Raw genomic sequence first — 19,897 nt, 5'->3', positions numbered from 1 at the left:
CAGGCAAGGCCTCGGCCGGGCCCGCCGGGCTCGGCGCAGCCGCTGGGGTGAGCGTGACCAGGCGCGGAGGGCGAGGCCGCGGGAGCAGCGGTCCGGACCACGGCGGACATCGCGGTAGCCCAAGTCTTCTGTCCCCTGAAACAGAGCCGGGACAGGGCCTGGGCCTAGCCGCCGCCTCGGGTGCGTTCGACGCTGTCGGCGCCCAGGATGACCGCGCGGACGGTGTCTTCCACCTCGGCGGTGCAGACGAAGACCAGCTCGTCGCCGGCCTCGATGGGGTCGTCGGGGCCCGGCACGAGCACCCGCTTGCCGCGCAGGATGGCCACGAGCGCCGCGTCGCGGGGGAGCGGCACCGCGTGCACGGGGTGGCCGACGTACGGCGCGGTGGGCGGCAGCGTGATCTCGACGAGGTTGGCCTCGCCCTGCCGGAACGTCATCAGCCGCACCAGGTCGCCGACCGTCACCGCCTCCTCGACCAGTGCGGCCATCACGCGCGGCTTGCTGACCGCCACGTCGACGCCCCACTGCTCGGTGAAGAGCCACTCGTTTTCGGCGCGGTTGACCCGGGCGACCACCCTCGGCACCGCGAACTCGGTCTTGGCCAGCAGCGACACCACCAGGTTGACCTTGTCGTCGCCGGTGGCGGCCACGACGACGTCGCAGCTGGAGAGCGCGGCCTCCTCGAGGCTGGCCAGCTCGCACGCGTCGGCCAGCACCCACTCGGCGGCCGGCACCTTCTCCGGGCGGAGCATCTTCGGCTGGCGCTCGATGAGCATCACCTGGTGGCCGTTGTCGATCAACTCCTGGGCGATCGAGCGACCCACGTTGCCGGCTCCGGCGATCGCGACCCGCATGGCTACCGGCCCCCTTCCGGTGCGGTGCCGGCGACCATGCTCACGCGCTCCGCGATGTCGTCGGTGACCAGCATGAACACCTGGTCGCCCTCCTGGAGGATGGTCGAGCCGGAGGCCAGCGTGCCGATGCCGAAGCGGGTCAGGTAGGCGATCCGGGTGCCGGTGGTCGTCTCCAGCTGCTTGACCGAGTGGCCGTACCACTCCTTGTGCAGCGGCACCTCGATGATCGACACGGTGCTGGTGGGGTCGCGGAAGATCTCGACGGTGCCCTCGGGCACGAGCTGGCGCAGGATGCGGTCGGCCGTCCACCGCACGGTGGCCACCGTGGGGATGCCGAGCCGCTCGTACACCTCGGCGCGTTTCTGGTCGTAGATGCGGGCGACCACCCGCGAGACGCCGAACGTCTCTCGGGCCAGGCGGGCCGAAATGATGTTGGAGTTGTCACCGCTGGACACCGCGGCGAACGCGTCGGCGCGCTCGATCCCGGCCTCGCGCAGCACGTCGCCGTCGAAGCCGATGCCGGTCACCGTGATCCCACCGAACTCCGGACCCAGCCGCCGGAACGCGTCGGCGTTTTGGTCGATCACCGCGACCGTGTGGTCGCGCGCCTCCAGGTTGTGCGCGAGGGTGGAGCCGACCCGCCCGCACCCCATGATCACGACGTGCACCCCGTGACTCTCCTCTCGTTCCCAGGAGAAGCCTCCCACGTGATCGCCTCCGGCGGGCCGCCGGCCACCCCGCCACCGTACGATCGGCGCTTGTGGCCAGTCCCACCTCACTGCTGAAGCGCCTCCTGGTCGGGCGGCCGTTCCGGTCCGACCGCCTCCAGCACACGCTGCTGCCGAAGCGCATCGCGCTGCCGGTGTTCGCCTCGGACGCGCTCTCCAGCGTGGCGTACGCGCCGGACGAGATCCTGCTGACGCTCTCGATCGCCGGCGCGAGTGCCTACTTCTACTCGCCGTGGGTGGCGCTCGCCGTCGTCGTGGTGATGCTGACGGTGGTGGCCAGCTACCGGCAGAACGTGCACGCGTACCCGTCGGGCGGCGGCGACTACGAGGTGGCGACCGTCAACCTGGGTCCGAAGGCGGGCGTGGGCGTGGCCAGCGCGCTGATGGTCGACTACGTGCTGACCGTGGCGGTGTCGACCTCGTCGGGCGTGGCCAACCTCGGCTCGGTCATCCCGTGGGTGGCGGAGCACAAGGTGGGCGTGGCGGTGACCGCGGTGGCGCTGCTCACCGCGATGAACCTGCGCGGCCTGCGCGAGTCGGGCACGGCGTTCGCGATCCCGACGTACGGCTTCATGATCGTGATCATCGGGATGTTGCTGACCGGGATCGTGCGCATCTTCGTACTCGGCGACGACCTCCGCGCGCCCAGCGCCGACCTGCTGATCGCGGCCGAGGACGACCACCTGACCGGGTTCGCGATGGTGTTTCTGCTCTTACGCACGTTTTCGTCCGGCTGCGCGGCGCTCACCGGCGTGGAGGCGATCTCCAACGGCGTGCCCGCCTTCAAGCCGCCCAAGAGCCGCAACGCCGCGACCACGCTGCTGCTGCTCGGCACCGTCGCGGTCACGATGCTCGTCGGCATCGTGTGGATGTCTCGCCTCACCCACCTCCAGTTCGTCGAGGATCCGGGGCTCCAGATCGTGCAGGGCCCGGCCGGGTACGAGCAGAAGACCGTCACCACCCAGCTCGGCGAGGCGATCTTCGGGGGCGGCGTGCTCCTCTACGTGGTGGCCGCCGCGACCGCGCTCATCCTCTTCCTGGCCGCGAACACCGCGTTCAACGGCTTTCCGGTGCTCGGCTCGATCCTCGCCCAGGACCGCTACCTGCCCCGCCAGCTGCACACCCGCGGCGACCGGCTGGCCTTCTCCAACGGCATCGTGCTGCTGGCGCTCTTCGCGATCGTGCTTATCGTGGCCTTCCAGGCCGAGGTCACGCGGCTGATCCAGCTGTACATCGTGGGTGTCTTCGTGTCGTTCACCCTGTCGCAGGTCGGCATGATCCGCCACTGGAACCGCCTGCTGCCCCGCACCCGCGACCCCGAGCAGCGCCGCCGCATGATCCGCTCGCGGGCGATCAACGCGTTCGGCGCGGCGATGACCGGCACCGTGCTGGTGATCGTGCTGATCACCAAGTTTCTGCTCGGCGCGTGGATCGCGATCGCCGCGATGGCGGTCATCTACGTCACCATGCTGGCCATCCGCAGGCACTACGACACCGTCTCGCGCGAGCTCACGCCGGACGAGGACCGCCAGGTGCTCCCCGCCCGCAACCACGCGGTCGTGCTGGTCAGCAAGGTGCACCTGCCGACGCTGCGGGCGCTCGCGTACGCCCAGGCGACCCGCCCCGACACGCTCACCGCGGTCACCGTCAACGTCGACGACAAGGACACGCGGCGGATCCAGGAGGAGTGGGAGCGGCGGGAGATCCCGGTGCCGCTCACCGTCGTCGACTCGCCCTACCGCGAGATCACCCGGCCGATCCTCGACTTCGTCAAGTCGGTCCGCCGCAGCTCACCCCGCGACGTGGTCACCGTCTTCATCCCCGAGTACGTGGTCGGCAAGTGGTGGGAGCACATCCTGCACAACCAGAGCGCGCTGCGGATCAAGGGGCGGCTGCTCTTCGAGCCGGGTGTGATGGTGACGAGCGTGCCGTGGCAGCTCGCCTCCAGCGCCGCCAAGGACCTCGACCGCCTCGACCGCGACCTGGCCCGCGGCCCCGCGCGTGGCCCCCGCGACCGGACCCCGCCGCAATGATCTCGGAACGCGTCGAGGTGACGGTGGGTGCGGTGGCCCACGGCGGGCACTGCGTCGCCCGCATCGGTGAGCCGCCGGGGCGGGTGGTCTTCGTGCGGCACGCGCTGCCCGGCGAGCGGGTGGTCGCCGAGATCACCGAGGAGCATCCCGGATACCTGCGCGCGGACGCGGTCTCGGTGCTGGAATCCTCGCCGGACCGGGTGGAGCCCCCCTGCCCGTACGCGCGCCCGGATCTGTGCGGTGGCTGCGACCTCCAGCACGTCGACCCGCCGGCGCAGCTGGAGTGGAAGGCCGCCGTCGTGCGCGAGCAGCTGGCCCGGCTCGGCGGCCTGCCAGACTTCCCGGTACGCGTGGAGCCGCTGCCCGGCGGGCCGCTCGGGTGGCGCACGCGCGTGCGGTACACGGTGGACGCCGCCGGGCGGGCGGGTCTGCTCAAGCACCGCTCGCACGAGGTGGTGCCGATCGACCGCTGCCGGATCGCCCACGCCGCCATCCAGGAGCTGCCGGTGACGGCCGAGGCCTGGCCGTCCGCGTCCACAGTGGACACCGTGGCGCCGGCGGCGAGTCCCGCGATGGTGGGTCCAGACGGCGTTTTCGACGGCCCGACCGCCGAGCGGGCGGTGGGTCGTGAGTGGACACTGCCGGCGGACGCCTTCTGGCAGGTGCATCCCGCCGCCGCGGACACGCTTGCCGGAGCGGTGCTCGAAATGCTGGAGCCGCGCCCCGGCGAGTCGGCCTGGGACCTCTACGGCGGCGCCGGCCTCTTCGCCGCCGCGCTCGCCACCAAGCTCGGCCCGGACGCCCCGATCACGCTAGTCGAGTCGGCGCAGCCCGCGGTAGCCGCCGCCCGCACCAACCTCACCGACGTGACCGGCCTGCGCGTGGTGCAGTCCACAGTGGAGGCAGCACTCCGTCGGCGGTTGACCGGCCCGGTCGACCTCGTCGTGCTCGACCCACCGCGCACGGGCGCCGGCGCGGCCGTGACCCGGGCGGTCATGGCCGCCGGCCCGCGCGCGGTCGCCTACGTGGCGTGCGACCCGGCCGCGTTCGCCCGGGACGTACGCACATTTCGCGATGGGGGCTGGCGGCTCGCGGCGCTGCGGGCGTTCGACATGTTTCCGATGACACACCACGTCGAGTGCGTGGGGCTTCTGGTGCCTTCGCTCCGAGGGTGAGCGGGCGAGTCGTGCGGCTTAGAGGACGGGCGGCTGGATGGCCGTGGCGGGCTGCGTGAGGGTCGCCGGCTGGCGCGCGGCCCGCGTGGTGGTGAGCCGATCGCGGACACGCACGACCGCGACGACCACGAGCACGAGCGGGAGCAAGGGCAATGACAGCAGCAAGATGACGAGCATCGCGATCGTCTGACCGGCGGCGGAACCGTCGGGCCGGCGCACACGATGTGCCGGGGGAGCGGCGGACATGTCACTGAGCGTACTCGGGACTTGGGGTCGTCTGTCCGATTCGTACCTCGTATGGGGGATACTGTCCTGCTCGCGACAGTAACCAACCCGGTCCGCCATCATGTGACTCATGTGGACGGACGGTGAAACAGGAGTTGGCGAGCTGGGGACGATCCTGGGGGTGTGGGCCCATCCCGACGACGAGGCCTACCTGTCCGGCGGGCTGATGGCGATGGCCCGGGACGTCGGGTCCCGGGTGGTCTGCGTGACGGCGACGCGCGGCGAACTGGGCACGTCCGATCCGGAGCGCTGGCCCCCGGATCGGTTGGCCGCCCAGCGGACCACCGAGCTGGCCCGCTGCCTGGACGTCCTCGGCGTTACGGAGCACCACTGGCTCGGATACCGCGACGGCGAGTGCGCGGCTGTTCCGGTGTCCGAACCGGTGGCCCGGCTGTGCGAGCTGATCGACGAGGTCAGGCCGGATACGGTGCTGACGTTCGGCCCCGACGGCCAGACCGGCCACCCGGACCACCAGGCGGTGTCGGCCTGGACCACCACCGCGTTCGCGCGCGCCGCCCCACCCGGCGCCCGGCTGTTGCACAGCGCGGTCGCCGAGCGGTGGGCATCGCGGTGGCACGAGTTCAACGAGAGCCTGGGGGTGTTCGTCGCCGGCTACCCGGTGACGGTTTCCGACGCCGGGCTCGCGCTCGACCTGGTCCTGGATCCGGTGATCGCGACCCGCAAGGTGAGCGCGCTGGCGGCACAGGAGACCCAGACGGCGGCGGTCATCGAGGCGATGGGCATCGACCGGTACACCGCGTGGGTCGGCCAGGAGACGTTCGTCGAGTGGGCGGGCCCGATCGCCGGGTCATGACCGGGGAAGGTTGCGCTCGATGGCCCGGCGGGCCACGTCGAGTACCGCGGCCCGGCCGGTCGCCGGCGTGCCGGACGTGTTCGGCCGCCGGCGCGAGCCGTCCACCGCCGGGGAGTCGGGCGCCTGGTCGGCGGCGGCGTCGAGCAGCGCGGCCGGTGCGTCGTCGCCGAGCCCGCGCAGCAGATCGGCCAGATTGCGCAGCGTCGTCCAGAGGTGGCTCCAGTTGCCGGTGCGGGCGAAGTAGTCGACGACCTCGCGGTAGCCGCGCAGGGCGTCGTGCACCCGGCCGGCGTTGGCGCGTACCGCGAGCAGACCCACGGTCGCCACGCCGACGAGAAATGTCGCGCCCGAGGTGCGAGCGAGATCGATGGCGCGCAGGTAGTGCCGCTCGGCCGGCGCGCTGTGGCCGGTGGCGCTGTCGATCTCCCCTGCGACGTACGCGCCCCAGGACAGCATCGTCGGTGCGACCGCCCCGGCGAGCCCGCGTTCGTTCAGTGTCCGCGCCTCGTCCGGATGGCCCGAGTAGAGCTTCGCCAGGGCCGCGACGCCGAGGTTTTCCCGGGGCCGGGACGCGAGCGCGGCCGCGGCGAGGGAGTGCTCCACCGTGTCGTCGTGGGCGCCGCGGGCCAGGTCAGCCACCGAGAGCGCCATCAGGCAGTACCACGACCCGGCGTCGCCAACCCCGGCCGCACGGGCCAGCCCGTCGCGGGCGAGCCGGTCGGCCCGCGGATAGTCGCCGCTCTGGTAGGCGGCTTCGGCGGCTACGCCAAGTACCGCGGTCGCGCGAGGCTGGCCGGTGAGCGCCGGGTCGTCGGCCAGCTCCCCGGCCCAGCCCCGGATTTCGATCAGGTCCCGGTAGGTGACCGCGTCGAACAGCCCGATCACCATGGCGGCGGCGACGTCGAGGTCGCCGTGGCCGCGGGCCAGCCGCCACGCGGCGCGCAGGTTGGGCAGCTCGCGGCGCAGGACCGCGTCGGCCTCCGGCTCCCGTTCGGTCATGAGGGTGTCGCCGATCCACCTGGTCAGATCGACAGCCCACCGGAGCAGACAGCCGGCCGCGGCTTCCTCCTCCCCGGCCGCCGCCAGCCGGTCGAGCCCGAAGGCGCGCAACGTCTCCAGCATGCGGTACCGGGTGCCGGCCTCGAAGTCGGCTTCCAGCATCGAGGCGTCCACCAGCCGGGCCAGTACGCTCCCCGGATCACTCCGCAGGCCCAGCTCGGTGGCGAGCCGCTCGGCCGCCGCGAGGTCGACGCCGTCGACGAAGATCGACAGATGCCGGAACAGGCGCTGCTCGTCGTCGGACAGCAGCTGGTAGGACCACTCGACAGTAGTCCGCAGCGTCCGGTGCCGGGCCTCGCCGCTGGGCCGGCCGCCGAGCAGGTCGAGCGAGCGATCGAGTCGCTTGTGCAGGTCGGCGAGGGAAAATGTGGACAGCCGCCCGGCCGCCAGCTCGATGGCCAGCGGCATCCCGTCCAGGCGGCGGACGATGTCGGCGACCAACCGCAGGTCGGCCGGCGTCGACGGCGGCCCGGGCCGGACGCGGCCGGCCCGGTCGAGGAAGACCGCGACGGACGGGACCTGTGATGGATCCCGCTCGGATCCGGGCAGCGGCAGCGGCACCAGCCGGAAGGCGTACTCGGCGGCGAGGCCGAGCGGTTCGCGGCTGGTGGCCAGCACGGAAAGCTCGGGGCAGGAGTCCAGGATCGTGGCGACGGAGTCGCGCGCGGCGTCGAGCAGATGCTCACAGTTGTCGACCACCAGAAGACCCGGGCCGTCGTTCAGCACGGCGAGGCATGCGGACAGCACGTCGCCCTGGACGACCTTGAGGTCCAGCGCCGTGGCGAGCGCGTGCGGGATCGCGGCCGGGTCGGTGACCGGCGCGAGCCGCAGCACCGTCGCCGCCCGGCCCTGCCGCGCGACCTCCACGGCCACCCGCGTCTTACCGACGCCGCCCGGCCCGACAACGGTCACCAGCCGCTCGGCCGCGAGCAACCGGTGCAGCGCGGCCACCTGTGGCTCACGGCCGATCAGCCGGGTCGCCGCCCGGCCGGCCGCCGGCCGCGGTGGTGCGTGCCCGGTGGCGATGTCGCGGACCAGCTCGTCCAGCGCCGGTGACGGATCAAGGCCGACCTCGTCGGCCAGCCGGTCGCGGTACTCCCGCCCGGTACGCAGGGCCTCCGCGGCCTGGCCGGTGGCGGCCAGCGCACGCATCAGCAACAGGACCGCCGGCTCGCGGAGCGGGTCGGCGGCCAGCGACGCCACGGCGAGATCCATGACCTCCGCCGCTTGTCCCGCGGCGATCGCACTGGCCAGCACCCCATCGGTCACGTCGCGAAGCAGTTGGGCGTAGCCCGCCACCGCGGCGGCGATCGGCGAGACGTCGGTGAGGTCCGCGAGAACCGGGCCACGCCAGAGGGCGTGTGCCCTCCGTAGCAGGGCGTAGGCGCCGGCGGGCTCGCGGTCGACGAGGCCACGTGCCGTGGCCAGCAGCGCCCGTGCCTGAGTCACATCGAGGTCTTCGACGCCGAGGTCCAGCCGGTACCCGTACTGCTGGGTCAGCAGTCTCGTTGACGCCGTGCCGAGGTCTCCGCGTAGCCGGAACACGTGGCTGTGCAACGCCTGCCGGCCTGATTCCGGCGCGTCCGGCCACAGTGCGTCGACGAGGCGATCGACCGGGACCATCCGGCCCTCGGCCATCGCCAACAACGCCAGCGTCGCCCGCCGCTTCTGGCCACGCACGTCGACGGCGCGACCGCCGACGAGCAGGCGCAGCGGCCCGAGCAGCTCGACCCGGACCGGTGGCGCCTCCTCGACCCCCATCGACACCACTCCCGCCCTGACAGCGCGATGAAAGCCCGTGCGAACGCCGTGGAAGGCCGCAGACGGATGTTTGTCGCGGCCGGCAATCCCGCCGGCCAGCATGTGAAGGGAAAGTGTAATGGATCACACCAGGGTGACCGAGTTTCTCGGGCGGTTCGTGACCGACCTGGCCGCGACCGAGGCCGCCGGCTCGGTGGTGGTCGGCAACCGGCTCGGCCTCTACCGCGCGCTCGCGCGTGGCCCGGCCACGCCGCAGGTGTTCGCCGAGCGCACCGGCTGCCATCCGCGCTACCTCACCGAGTGGCTGCGCGGCCAGGCGGCCGGCGGGTACATCACCTACGACCCGGCGACCGGCGAGTTCTCCCTCACCGAGGAGCAGGCGTTCTGCCTGGCCGACCCGAACGGGCCCAACGTGTCGGCGGCGTTCCTCATCGCCCTGGGCATGCTGCGGGCCGAGCCGCGCATCACCGAGGCGTTCCGCACCGGTGCGGGTGTCGGCTGGCACGAGCACCACGAAGACGTCTTCGCCGGGTGCGACGCGTTCTTCCGGCCCGGGTATGTGGCCGAGCTGGTGCCCAACTGGATTCCCGCGCTGGACGGCGTCGAGGCGAAGCTGATCGGCGGTGGCCGGGTGGCCGACCTCGGCTGCGGCCTCGGCTCCTCATCGGTGCTGCTCGCGCAGGCTTACCCGCGCACCACCATCGCCGGCTCGGACTACCACGCCGAGTCGATCGAGCTGGCCCGCAAAAACGCCGCCGACGCGGGGGTCGCCGACCGGGTTCGCTTCGAAGTGGCCACCGCGCAGACCTTCAGCGGTGACGGCTACGACCTGGTGACGATGTTCGACTGCCTGCATGACATGGGCGATCCGCTCGGTGCCGCCCAGCGGGTGCGGCAGGCGCTCGCCCCCGACGGCACGTGGCTGCTCGTCGAGCCGAACGCCGCCGAGAAGGTCGAGGACAACTTCAACCCGGTGGGCCGGCTGTACTACAGCGCCTCCACGTTCCTCTGCCTGCCCAACGGGCTCTCCCAGCCCGGTGGCTACGCGCTCGGTGCCCAGGCCGGCGAGGCCGCGATCCGCGAGCTGGTCACCGACGCGGGCTTCAGCCGGTGTCGGGTGGTGGCGCGGACGGCGTTCAACCTGGTTTACGAGATCCGCCTTTAAGGGGTGCCGGCGGCGGTCGTCCGACCGCCGCCGGTCCGCCGTTGGGTGTACTCGACGAACGCGAGGGTCTGTGCCACGCTGCCCGGTCGGGGCGCCTCGTCAGGGTCCCAGCCCAGCTGGCGGTCGTCGAGGGCCTGCTGGACGAGGTCGGACCACCGCGGGTCGACGTGGTCCCGCGCCCAGACGAGGGCCGCCCTCTTGGACGTCACCCGGCCCTCGTCGTAGGTGTGCAGGATCCGGCACAGGGTCGTGACGGCGTATCGCTGAGCCCAGGCGATGTCGAAGGTGATCCAGGACAGCAGATCGGGGACGAAGGTCCGGGCCTGCTCGCGCACCCGTGCGCGCAGGATCTCCGCCGGCACCGGATCGACGAGCTCCGTGGGGTCAGGCCCGGTGATAACGATGCCGCATTCGCGCAGCGACCATCGGACGATCTCGGTGTTGCAGTGGGTGGACCATTGCATTTTCCGCCAGCCGTGGTCGATGTAGAGCCAGGGCCGGCCCAGACCGTCGAGCGTGCGCAGCTCGTCCCATAGTGGGTACGAGCCTTCGAGTTCCTTCGTCCAATGCCCCGGCCGGGTGGGGATCTCGTCGTGCAGCGCGCGGAGCCCGGCCTCCTGGTCCGGGGTGATGGGGCCACGGACCGGGATCAGGAAGTCGCAGTCGCTGTGGATGTCGGCGTCGCCGACGGCGAACGAGCCTTGCAGGTAGGCGCCGACGAAGTTGTCGCCGAGGATGTCCGCGGCCCGTCGGGTCAGCTCGCCGAGCAGTTCGTTGAGCTCGGCGAACTGGGTCGGGCTCGGGTTGAGGTCTGAACGGGCGTCCGGCATGGAGCAAGCAAACCAGAGCCGGGCGGCCAAAAGGCGGGCACCGGTGTCGGAAAAGAGCGCTCTCTGCCCGGTCGGGCGGCATCGTTGCGGCTCGATCACGGAATCGTCCCCGGGCGTTGACAACCTTGTCTCAGAGGCGCGATCGTTCGACGGCACACGCGACCTTTGGGAGGGTGGTATGCGATACAGCCGCCGGGGCATCGTCGCCCTGGGTCTAGCCGCAGCCTTGTTCGCGCTGCCCGCGTGCTCCAGCAGCGCCAACGACGACGGTGGCGGCTCGAGCGGCAGCAGTGACAGCGAGGTCGAGGTCTTTTCGTGGTGGGCGGGTCCGGGCGAGAAAGAAGGCCTGGACGCGATGATCGCCGACTTCACGAAGAAGAACTCGGGCATCAAGTTCAACAACGCGGCCGTGGCCGGCGGCGCCGGCACCAACGCGAAAACCGTGCTCGCCACCCGCCTCCAGGCCAAGAACCCGCCGGACTCGTACCAGGTGCACGCCGGTCTGGAGCTGGCCAGCGACATCCAGGCCGGCTACGTCGAGGACATCACCTACCTGTACGACCAGCAGGGGTGGAAGGAGAAGTTCCCCAAGGGACTCATCGACGCGATCACAGTGGACGGCAAGATCTACTCGGTGCCGGTGAACATCCACCGCTCGAACCTGCTCTGGTTCAACCCCGCCACGCTCCAGAAGGCGGGCATCGCCGCGGCGCCGAAGACGTGGGACGAGTTCCTTACCCAGGCGGCGACGCTCAAGTCGAAGAACATCACCGCGCTCTCCATCGGTCCCGGCTGGACACAGGAGCACCTGCTGGAAAACGTGCTGCTGGGTGAGCTGGGCACCGACAAGTACACCGGCCTCTGGAACGGCTCGACCGACTGGAAGTCGGCCGAGGTGACCGCGGCGCTCACCAAGTACACGAAGATCCTGGGCTTCTCGGACCTCAAGTCGGCGGCGGCCGACTGGCAGCCGGCGCTCGACAAGGTCGTGGACGGCACCGCCGCCTACAACGTGATGGGTGACTGGGCCGACGGCTACCTCAAGGGTGCGAAGGCGCTGGAGTTCAAGACCGGCTACGACGTGGTCGCCACCCCGGGCAGCGAGGGCGTCTACAACTTCCTCTCCGACTCGTTCACGCTGCCGGTCGGCGCGCCGCACAAGGGCGCGGCGGAGAAGTGGCTCGTGGAGTGCGGCTCGACCGAGGGCCAGGACGCGTTCAACCCGCAGAAGGGTTCGGTCCCGGCGCGCACGGACGCCGACAAGAGCAAGTACACCGGCTACCTCGCGGCCGCGCTCGCCGAGTGGCAGAACCCGTCCACGAAGATCGTGGGCTCGCTGGCGCACGGCGTGGTCGCCAACAACGCCTTCAAGGGCGAGATCGACACGGCGCTCCAGATCTTCGTGCAGGACAGCAACGTGGCGAAGTTCGCCGACGCCGTGGCTAAGGCATATGCGGCGAACAAGTAGTAAGGCGAGGCGGCGGCTCCGGGCCTGGGGTCCGGGGCTGCTGCTCGTCTCCCCGTCACTGATCCTGCTCGGCATCTTCGTGTACGGCTTCCTGGGCTGGAACATCCGGGTGTCGTTCACGAGCTGGCGCGGGCAGGCGCCGGTGTACGACTGGGTGGGCACGCGCAACTACAGCGAGCTGTTCGACAACGAGCGCTTCCAGATCGACGTGCGCAACCTCGCCGTCTTCACGGTCGTGTTCATCGGCGGTTCGCTGCTGCTGGGTTTCCTCATGGCCATGCTGCTGGAGAAGGGCGTGCGGTTCGAGGCGTTCTTCCGCAGCGTCTTCCTCTTCCCGATGGCCATTTCGTTCATCGCCACCGCGATCATCTGGCGGTGGCTGCTCAACAACGGCTCGGGCGAGTCGACCGCCGGTCTCAACAAGCTCTTCGACAACATCGGCCTTGGTTTCCTCTTCAGCGACTGGCACAAGACGCCGTCGTCCTGGGCCATCGCGGCCATCGCGCTTCCCGCCGGCTGGGCCCTTTCCGGGTACGTGATGGCGCTTTTCCTCGCCGGCCTGCGCGCGGTGCCGGAGGAGCTGAAGGAGGCGGCCCGGGTCGACGGCGCGCCCGAACGGAAGGTCTTCTGGCACGTGGTGCGGCCGATGCTGCTGCCCGTGCTGATGAGCGCGGTGGTGATTCTCGCGCACATCTCGATGAAGACTTTTGACCTCTTCTACGCGATCGACCAGGGCAACCTGCGGATCGACACGCCCGCGCTGTACATGTGGTTCACCACCTTCCAGCCGGGCTTCTTCGCCCGCGGGGCGACGATCGCCACCCTGTTGCTTTTCGGCATCGCGCTCGTCATCGTGCCCTACATCTGGTGGTCGGTCAGGACGGAGCGGCGGAAATGAGAGGCGTGCTGCGCACGGGCCGCTACCTGGCCCTCTTCCTGCTGGTCTGCTTCTTCCTCATGCCGGTGTACGCGCTGCTGGTCACCGCGCTCAAGGATCCCGCCTCGGTCAGCGTCGTGCGGATGTGGGAGCTGCCCAGCTCGTTCTCCCTGGAAAACTTCCGGATCGTGTGGCCCGACCTCCAAGAGGGTTTCGTCAACAGCCTGCTGCTGGCGATCCCGGCGAGCCTCGTCTCGGCGATGCTGGGGGCGGCCAACGGTTTCGTGCTCTCGAAGTGGCGCTTTCCCGGTGCCGACTTCGTGTTTCCGCTGATCCTCTTCGGCATGTTCATCCCGTACCAGGCGATCCTCATCCCGATGTACCGGACGATGCAGAGCGCCAACCTCGTCGGCGGGCTGGACGGGCTCATCATCGTGCACGTCATCTACGGCCTGCCGATCACGACGCTCATCTTCCGCAGCTACTTCACCGGCCTCTCCGACGAGGTCATCGAAGCGGCCAAAGTGGACGGTGCGGGGATGCTGCGCACGTTCTTCTTCGTGGCGCTGCCGATCGCGCCGCCGGCGTTCGCGGTGGCGCTCATCTGGCAGTTCACCTCCGCGTGGAACGACTTCCTCTTCGGCGTCCTGCTGACCAGCCGCGAGTTCTGGCCGATCACGGTGGCGCTCAACAACATCGCCGGTGGGCAGACCGTGCCGTTCAACCAGGCGATGGCCAGCGCGCTGCTGGCCAGCCTGCCGACGCTGCTCGTGTACGTCCTGCTGGGTCGATTCTTCATGCGCGGTCTCATGGCCGGCGCGCTGAAAGGGTAAGCAGTGGTCGGGATCCGGTTGGAAGGCGTCACGAAGAAGTACCGGGGTGGCGTCGTGGCGGTGCGCGGCGTCGACCTGACCGTCGAGCCGGGCGAGTTCATGGTGCTCGTCGGCCCGTCCGGTTGCGGCAAGTCGACGCTGCTACGCATGATCGCCGGCCTGGAGGAGGTGTCCGAGGGCAAAGTCTTCATCGGCGACCGGGACGTGACCGAGGATCTTCCGCAGCAGCGTGACGTGGCGATGGTGTTCCAGAGCTACGCGCTCTACCCGCGGATGACCGTCCGCCGCAACATGGCGTTCGGCCTGCGCATGCGGCGCACGGCGAAGGCCGACCGGGAGCGGCGGGTCAAGGAGGTCGCCGACGTGCTCGGCCTCGAGCACCTGCTCGAACGCCGTCCGGGAGCGCTCTCCGGCGGGCAGCGGCAGCGGGTCGCCATGGGGCGGGCGATCGTGCGCGAACCGCAGGCCTTCCTCATGGACGAGCCACTGTCCAACCTGGACGCCAAGCTGCGGGTCAGCATGCGTTCCCAGCTCTCGCTCCTGCACCAGCGGCTCAACACCACCACCGTGTACGTGACGCACGACCAGGTCGAGGCGATGACGCTCGGGCGGCGGGTGGCGGTGCTCCGCGACGGGACGCTCCAGCAGTGCGACACCCCGCAGACGCTCTTCCACAAGCCGGTCAACCTGTTCGTCGCCGCGTTCATCGGCTCGCCGTCGATGAACTTCGTGCGGGCCACCGTGGGCGGCGGCGAGGTCACGTTCGGTGACGCGCGCATCCCGCTCAAGCGCGACCTGGGCGAGCGGCCGGTGATCCTCGGCGTCCGCCCCACCGGCCTCACGCCGGCGAACGGCAACGGGTGGCCGACCATCCAGGTGCGCCCGGAGATCGTCGAGGAGCTCGGCGACGAGCGGTTCGTGATCTTCGACCTCGACGCGCCGCGCGTCGACACCGAGGCGACCCGCGCCGCGGTGGACGCCCAGACGGCGGACGACGCGTTACTCCTCCCGGAGGACCGGGCGAGATTCACCGTACGCCTCTCGGCTGACCAGCCAGTCAGTGTTGGCGAGCCCCTGACCTTGGCAATCAACCCCGAAAGGCTGTACTTCTTCGACCCGGACAGCGGAGCGGCGCTGTGAGCCTGCCGATAGACTCGGCCGGCATGAGCGCTGAACCAGGTCTGCTTGGCACGGTCCGTGGCCCCCAGGACGTCAAGCGCATGACGCCCGAGGAGCTGGCGATCCTCGCCGCCGAGATCCGCGACTTCCTGGTGGCGAAGGTCTCCCGCACCGGTGGCCACCTGGGGCCCAACCTCGGCGTGGTGGAGCTCACGCTCGCGATGCACCGGGTCTTCGACTCGCCGCTCGACCGGTTCCTCTTCGACACCGGCCACCAGGCGTACGTGCACAAGATGCTCACCGGGCGCCAGGCCGGCTTCGACCAGCTCAGGCAGCGCGGCGGGCTCTCCGGCTACCCCAGCCAGGCGGAGAGCGAGCACGACATCATCGAAAACTCGCACGCCTCCACCGCCCTGTCGTACGCGGACGGCCTCGCCAAGGCCTACGCCCTGCGGGGTGAGGCGCGGAGCGTGGTCGCGGTGGTCGGCGACGGCGCGCTTACCGGTGGCATGTGCTGGGAGGCGCTCAACAACATCGCCGCCGCGAAAAACCCGCTCGTGATCGTCGTCAACGACAACGGCCGCTCGTACGCGCCGACGATCGGCGGGCTCGCCGACCACCTCAGCAGCCTGCGGCTCAACCCCGGCTACGAGAAGGTGCTCGACGCGATCAAGGACACGCTCGGCGCCACCCCGCTCGTCGGTCGGCCGGTGTACGAGGTGCTGCACGCGGTCAAAACGGGCATCAAGGACGCCGTGGCGCCGCAGGCCATGTTCGAAGACCTCGGCATCAAGTACGTCGGCCCGATCGACGGCCACGACGTCGCCGCGGTCGAGGCCGCGCTGCGCCGGGCCAAGGGCTTCGGCGGCCCGGTGATCGTCCACGCGGTGACCCGCAAGGGCTACGGCTACCGCCCGGCCGAAGACGACGAGGCCGACTGCCTGCACTCGCCGAGCACGTTCGACGTGGAGACCGGCAAGCTGCTCGCCGCGCCCTCGGTCAAGTGGACCAACGTCTTCGCCGACGAGCTCGTCGCCATCGCCGACGAGCGCCCCGACGTGGTCGGCATCACCGCCGCGATGGGCGAGCCCACCGGCATCGCCACGCTCGCCGCCAAGCACCCTTCGCGCGTGTACGACGTGGGGATCGCCGAGCAGCACGCCGTCACGTCGGCGGCCGGGCTCGCGCTCGGCGGCCTGCACCCGGTCGTGGCGGTGTACGCGACGTTCCTCAACCGCGCGTTCGACCAGGTGCTACTCGACGTGGCGATGCACAAGCTGCCGGTGACGTTTGTGCTCGACCGGGCCGGGATCACCGGGCCCGACGGACCGAGCCACTACGGCATCTGGGACATGTCGGTCCTCGGCGTCGTGCCCGGCCTGCGCATCGCCGCCCCCCGCGACGCCGCCACGCTCCGCGAGGAGCTGCGCGAGGCGCTGGCCGTCGACGACGGCCCGACGGTCCTCCGCTTCCCGACCGGCGCGGTCGCCGCCGACCTGCCGGCGGTCCGGCGCGTGGGCGTCGTGGACGTGCTCGTCGACTCGCCCGGCCGCGACGTGCTGCTGGTCGCCGTCGGCGCGTTCGGCCAGCTGGGCGTCGAGGTGGCCACCCGGGTGGCCGAGCAGGGCTACGGCGTGACGGTCGTCGACCCCCGCTGGGTACGCCCGGTGCCGGCCGAGATCGTGTCGCTCGCCCGCGACCACCGTCTCGTGGTGACGGTCGAAGACGGCGTACGCGCCGGCGGTGTGGGCGACGCGGTGGCCAAGGCACTCCGCGACGCCGAGGTCGACGTGCCGGTCCGCGACCTTGGCGTGCCGGTCGCCTGGCACGCGCACGGCAGCCGCGCCCAGATCCTGGCCGATCTCGGCCTGACCGCGCAGGACGTGGCCCGCGAGGTCACCGGCTGGCTCACCGGCCTCGAAGCCCCCGCCCCGTCCTTCCCCGACCCGAACGTCCTCGGCCGGCGGTCCGCCACCAAGTAGAACGCGCTGCGTGCGCGAGTCTTGACGGTTGGAGGTTGGCACGTCCTGATCGTGTCCCGTAACCCGGCGCCGATCGACGGCCGGTAACGTCCTTGGCTGGCATACGGCGAGGGGGAGGCGCGGTGGCGTACGAGCGGGCTGTCGACGGCGGGCGGGCGACCCTTGACGCGGCCCTCCAGCGGGCCGTCAAGCGGGCCTCGGTGATGCGGCAGTGCTTCTACGTGGTCGTGCTGCTCGTCGCGCTCGCCGGGCAGGTCTCCGGCGCCGTGGAGGCGCTGGGCATCCCGCTGGCCGCGGCGATCCCGGCCGTGGGCGCGCTGGAGCTGGGCGGCATCGTCGTGCTCGCCAACGCCGACGTGCGTCGCCGGCTAGGGGAGCGGGCGATCGGGTCGCGGCTGCTGTCGGCGGCGATCGCGGTGGGCGCGGTCGCGTTCAACTGGCTGGCGCACGACGACCACCTGCTCGGCGGCTTCTTCGCGGGCATGTCCGCGCTGGGCTACCTGGTGTGGCTAACACACACCGAAAACCAGCGCCGTGACCGGCTGCGTGCCACGGGTGACCTGCCGCCCACCACCCCGGCGTACGAGGTCTTCGGCCACTGGGCGCGCCACCCGCTGCTGACCCTGCGGGCGAAGTCGCTCGCCAAGGCCGACCCGGGCCTCGGGCTGTACACGTCGATCGCGGCCGCCCGTGCGGAGACCCGGCGGGATCGGCGGCAGCGAGCGATCGCGAAGGTGTTGCACCGCAAGATCCGGTCGGCGGTCGACCCGAAGACGGCGGACATCGCGCTCGCCGTCTACGACCTCGACGAGATCGCGGGCCGCCTCGCCCGCCGGGCCGACTACGACGGGCTGACCGACCTGATCGCCGCCGACCTCGCGCCCGCGCGGCTGGCGGGCCTGGCGCCGGGTGAGGTGCCGGTGACGGCGCGCCTGGCGGAGCTGGCCACGGCGAGGCTCGACCCCGAGCAGGCCGCGCAAACGGCTGACCAGGCCGCACAAACGGCCGAGCAGGCCGCACAAACGGCCGAGCAGGCCGCGCAAACGGCCGACCAGGTCGACCGCGCCGCGCCGACCCGACAAGCGGCGCCCGCCACCGTCACCGCCGCCGAGACGGCGACGGCGCGGCCGGCCGCGGTGCCGTCGGCGGCGCTGACCGAGCCGAGCGCGGAGTTCCAGGTCATCGAGGCGGTGCGACGGGAGTGGGAGGAGCTCCAGCGCCCCAGCCGCGCCACGACGCGCGCCGCCGACGGTGACTCGCCTCGCCGCCGATCCCGCACCACGGCCCGGGTGCCGGTGCAAGAGCAGCCTCCGCCCGCCCCGGAGCCGGAGCCGGTGGCGGCTGCCGGGCGGCGTGACCGGTCGCTGCGCAGCCGGGTACACGCGGCGCTCGACCGGCACGCGCCCGCCGGCGCGGACGGTGACAGCAACCAGCTCGTCGACCTCGTCGCCGACGTGCTCCAGCTCGACGACGTGGAGCGCATCTCCGCGGCCACGTACGTGCAGACCTGGCAGCGCGACGCCGCCCGCGTACCCCAGCAGGCCGGCCGTCCGTAGCCGCCGGGCTGGAGGTCCGCACGGCGTGGCACGCTTGTCCGCATGGTCATCGATCTGGGGCTGGATCGGGAGCCGCCGGCCGCGCGGTTGCGTGACTGGGGGCGGCGGCCCGGGAGTTGGCGCCCGGTCGCGCTCGCGCTCGTCGCGGCGCTGCTACTCGCCGTCACCGGATCCGGGCCGGCCCCGGCGCCAAACCTGACGCCCGTGACGAGCTTCGGGCTCGACCGGCGCACCGACTTCGTGGTGTTCGGCGACCGGCTGTACGTGTCGGTGGCCAGCGACCGGATCGGCGCGCCGACCGAGCAGCGGTGGCTGCTGTCCGCGTACGAGCTGCCCAGCGGTCGTCCACTGTGGACCGCGCCGTACCAGTCGAGCGTCGAGCAGTTCGTCGACGTGCAGTCGGCCGACGGCCTGGTGCTGGTCACCGGCCTCGTCGCCGGCGAGGGGATATCCACGCCCACGACCGCGGTCGACGCGACCAGCGGGCGGGTGCTCTGGACGCTGCCGACGCGCGTGGCGGTGGCCGACGACGGGCACACCGGCGTGGTCGGCGGCTTCCTGCGTCCCGGCGAGGCGGCCGCCCCCACGGTCCGGGCGGTCGACCTGGCCACCGGGCGGGACCTGTGGCGGGTCACCTATCCCGCGCCCACGCTGGTCCGGCCGGTACCCGGTGGTCGTGCCGTGACCGTGACCAACGGCGATGGCGGCGGCCGCGCCGAGGTGCGTGACATCCGCACCGGCGCGGTGCGGGCCTCCCGGGCGGTGCTGCCGCCCGGCACCGGTCCCACGCTCTCCATGACGGTGGGTGACTCGCTGCTGCTCGGCTACCAGGACGCGGAGGGCGCGCGCGGTGTCGCCGCGTTCGCCACCGACACGCTGGAGCCACGCTGGCAGCGCGTGATCACCGAAGACGGCGTGCGCCGCTTCAGCTCGTGCGGCTCGCTGGTCTGCACCCCCGGCGCGGTCGGCGTGGAGGCGATCGACCCCGCCACCGGCGTGCTGGTGTGGCACACCACCGAGGCCGACGCGGTATTCGACGTGGGCGGGGTGCTCGTGGCCGACGCGCAGCCGGCCGGGTTGGCGGCCGTCGACCCGGCCACCGGCCGCACCCTTTTCGACCTCGGTGGCATGGAGACGGTGCTCAACCCGGGCACCGAGCACGGGCTGGTCTCCGTCCACCGCACCGTCGGCGAGGACCGCAGCTGGCTGTCGCTCGCCCGGCCGCACACCGCCGAGCCGCGGGCGCTCGGCGTGGTGCCGCACCGGGTGTGGGACTGCGTCGCGGGTGAGCGGAGCGTGGTGTGCCGCGTACCCGATGACAAACTGAGCATCTGGACGTACCGCTGAAACTTTCCGGC

At 71.5% G+C, this 19,897-nt stretch carries 16 protein-coding genes; 11 read left to right on the top strand and 5 right to left on the bottom strand.

Going from position 1 to position 19,897, the window contains the following annotated elements; genetic code table 11:
- Positions 1-164: 164 nt before the first annotated feature.
- Positions 165-854, bottom strand: a complete 690-nt coding sequence (locus AC5L36_RS39955; RefSeq protein WP_441224019.1) for a potassium channel family protein — start codon at positions 852-854, stop codon at positions 165-167.
- A 2-nt stretch (positions 855-856) separates the two neighbouring features.
- Positions 857-1,522 (bottom strand): potassium channel family protein, encoded by a 666-nt coding sequence (locus AC5L36_RS39950; RefSeq protein WP_441224018.1) that lies wholly within the window; start codon positions 1,520-1,522, stop codon positions 857-859.
- A gap of 92 nt (positions 1,523-1,614) precedes the next feature.
- Here AC5L36_RS39950 and AC5L36_RS39945 point away from each other — a divergent pair, with 92 nt between their 5' ends.
- Positions 1,615-3,615, top strand: coding sequence for an APC family permease (locus AC5L36_RS39945; RefSeq protein ID WP_441224017.1), 2,001 nt, complete (start codon positions 1,615-1,617; stop codon positions 3,613-3,615).
- Entirely contained in the window at positions 3,612-4,790 is a 1,179-nt protein-coding gene (locus AC5L36_RS39940) for a class I SAM-dependent RNA methyltransferase (protein ID WP_441224016.1), read from the top strand. The genes AC5L36_RS39945 and AC5L36_RS39940 overlap by 4 nt, the downstream gene beginning before the upstream one ends.
- A gap of 18 nt (positions 4,791-4,808) precedes the next feature.
- On the opposite strand, the gene AC5L36_RS39935 is transcribed toward AC5L36_RS39940, so the two are convergent.
- Positions 4,809-5,036 (bottom strand): hypothetical protein, encoded by a 228-nt coding sequence (locus tag AC5L36_RS39935; protein ID WP_441224015.1) that lies wholly within the window; start codon positions 5,034-5,036, stop codon positions 4,809-4,811.
- A 109-nt stretch (positions 5,037-5,145) separates the two neighbouring features.
- On the opposite strand from AC5L36_RS39935, the gene AC5L36_RS39930 reads away from it, so the two are divergent.
- Positions 5,146-5,889 (top strand): PIG-L deacetylase family protein, encoded by a 744-nt coding sequence (locus AC5L36_RS39930; RefSeq protein WP_441224014.1) that lies wholly within the window; start codon positions 5,146-5,148, stop codon positions 5,887-5,889.
- On the opposite strand, the gene AC5L36_RS39925 is transcribed toward AC5L36_RS39930, so the two are convergent.
- Positions 5,884-8,709: an AfsR/SARP family transcriptional regulator gene (locus AC5L36_RS39925; protein WP_441224013.1), complete on the bottom strand. Its 2,826-nt coding sequence runs from the start codon at positions 8,707-8,709 to the stop codon at positions 5,884-5,886. The genes AC5L36_RS39930 and AC5L36_RS39925 overlap by 6 nt on opposite strands.
- A 118-nt stretch (positions 8,710-8,827) precedes the next feature.
- Between AC5L36_RS39925 and AC5L36_RS39920 the strand changes: the two genes are divergently transcribed.
- The gene (locus AC5L36_RS39920) at positions 8,828-9,874 is read left to right on the top strand and encodes a class I SAM-dependent methyltransferase (protein ID WP_441224012.1); all 1,047 of its coding nucleotides are present in this window, start codon (positions 8,828-8,830) and stop codon (positions 9,872-9,874) included.
- On the opposite strand, the gene AC5L36_RS39915 is transcribed toward AC5L36_RS39920, so the two are convergent.
- On the bottom strand, positions 9,871-10,704 hold the full coding sequence (locus AC5L36_RS39915; RefSeq protein WP_441224011.1) for a nucleotidyltransferase domain-containing protein: 834 nt from the start codon (positions 10,702-10,704) through the stop codon (positions 9,871-9,873). The genes AC5L36_RS39920 and AC5L36_RS39915 overlap by 4 nt on opposite strands.
- Positions 10,705-10,882: 178 nt before the next feature.
- Between AC5L36_RS39915 and AC5L36_RS39910 the strand changes: the two genes are divergently transcribed.
- From AC5L36_RS39910 to AC5L36_RS39880, 7 genes are all read left to right on the top strand, one after another.
- Positions 10,883-12,172, top strand: a complete 1,290-nt coding sequence (locus AC5L36_RS39910) for an ABC transporter substrate-binding protein (RefSeq protein WP_441224010.1) — start codon at positions 10,883-10,885, stop codon at positions 12,170-12,172.
- Complete coding sequence (locus AC5L36_RS39905) at positions 12,156-13,070, top strand: carbohydrate ABC transporter permease (protein WP_441224009.1); 915 nt, start codon at positions 12,156-12,158, stop codon at positions 13,068-13,070. The genes AC5L36_RS39910 and AC5L36_RS39905 overlap by 17 nt, the downstream gene beginning before the upstream one ends.
- A complete protein-coding gene (locus AC5L36_RS39900; protein WP_441224008.1) occupies positions 13,067-13,882 on the top strand; it encodes a carbohydrate ABC transporter permease in 816 nt (271 codons plus the stop codon). The genes AC5L36_RS39905 and AC5L36_RS39900 overlap by 4 nt, the downstream gene beginning before the upstream one ends.
- A 3-nt stretch (positions 13,883-13,885) precedes the next feature.
- Positions 13,886-15,022, top strand: a complete 1,137-nt coding sequence (locus AC5L36_RS39895) for an ABC transporter ATP-binding protein (RefSeq protein WP_441224007.1) — start codon at positions 13,886-13,888, stop codon at positions 15,020-15,022.
- A gap of 23 nt (positions 15,023-15,045) precedes the next feature.
- Positions 15,046-16,983 (top strand): 1-deoxy-D-xylulose-5-phosphate synthase, encoded by a 1,938-nt coding sequence (gene dxs / locus AC5L36_RS39890; protein WP_441224006.1) that lies wholly within the window; start codon positions 15,046-15,048, stop codon positions 16,981-16,983.
- 122 nt (positions 16,984-17,105) lie between these two features.
- Positions 17,106-18,539, top strand: coding sequence for a hypothetical protein (locus AC5L36_RS39885; protein WP_441224005.1), 1,434 nt, complete (start codon positions 17,106-17,108; stop codon positions 18,537-18,539).
- Between the two features lie 42 nt (positions 18,540-18,581).
- Complete coding sequence (locus AC5L36_RS39880; protein ID WP_441224004.1) at positions 18,582-19,886, top strand: outer membrane protein assembly factor BamB family protein; 1,305 nt, start codon at positions 18,582-18,584, stop codon at positions 19,884-19,886.
- Positions 19,887-19,897 lie beyond the last annotated feature (11 nt).

The sequence above is a fragment of the Phytohabitans sp. LZ39 genome, from assembly GCF_059359075.1.
Note: the sequence above shows the minus strand (reverse complement) of the source record. Positions and strands in the feature narration are given on the sequence as shown.

What these genes read in the sequence shown, in the direction of transcription:
- AC5L36_RS39955 (WP_441224019.1), bottom strand. Translation starts at nt 854, where the DNA reads ATGCGGGTCGCGATCGCCGGAGCCGGCAACGTGGGTCGCTCGATCGCC.
- AC5L36_RS39940 (WP_441224016.1), top strand. Translation starts at nt 3,612, where the DNA reads ATGATCTCGGAACGCGTCGAGGTGACGGTGGGTGCGGTGGCCCACGGC.
- AC5L36_RS39935 (WP_441224015.1), bottom strand. Translation starts at nt 5,036, where the DNA reads ATGTCCGCCGCTCCCCCGGCACATCGTGTGCGCCGGCCCGACGGTTCC.
- AC5L36_RS39930 (WP_441224014.1), top strand. Translation starts at nt 5,146, where the DNA reads ATGTGGACGGACGGTGAAACAGGAGTTGGCGAGCTGGGGACGATCCTG.
- AC5L36_RS39925 (WP_441224013.1), bottom strand. Translation starts at nt 8,709, where the DNA reads ATGGGGGTCGAGGAGGCGCCACCGGTCCGGGTCGAGCTGCTCGGGCCG.
- AC5L36_RS39920 (WP_441224012.1), top strand. Translation starts at nt 8,828, where the DNA reads ATGGATCACACCAGGGTGACCGAGTTTCTCGGGCGGTTCGTGACCGAC.
- AC5L36_RS39915 (WP_441224011.1), bottom strand. Translation starts at nt 10,704, where the DNA reads ATGCCGGACGCCCGTTCAGACCTCAACCCGAGCCCGACCCAGTTCGCC.
- AC5L36_RS39910 (WP_441224010.1), top strand. Translation starts at nt 10,883, where the DNA reads ATGCGATACAGCCGCCGGGGCATCGTCGCCCTGGGTCTAGCCGCAGCC.
- AC5L36_RS39905 (WP_441224009.1), top strand. Translation starts at nt 12,156, where the DNA reads ATGCGGCGAACAAGTAGTAAGGCGAGGCGGCGGCTCCGGGCCTGGGGT.
- AC5L36_RS39900 (WP_441224008.1), top strand. Translation starts at nt 13,067, where the DNA reads ATGAGAGGCGTGCTGCGCACGGGCCGCTACCTGGCCCTCTTCCTGCTG.
- dxs (WP_441224006.1), top strand. Translation starts at nt 15,046, where the DNA reads ATGAGCGCTGAACCAGGTCTGCTTGGCACGGTCCGTGGCCCCCAGGAC.
- AC5L36_RS39880 (WP_441224004.1), top strand. Translation starts at nt 18,582, where the DNA reads ATGGTCATCGATCTGGGGCTGGATCGGGAGCCGCCGGCCGCGCGGTTG.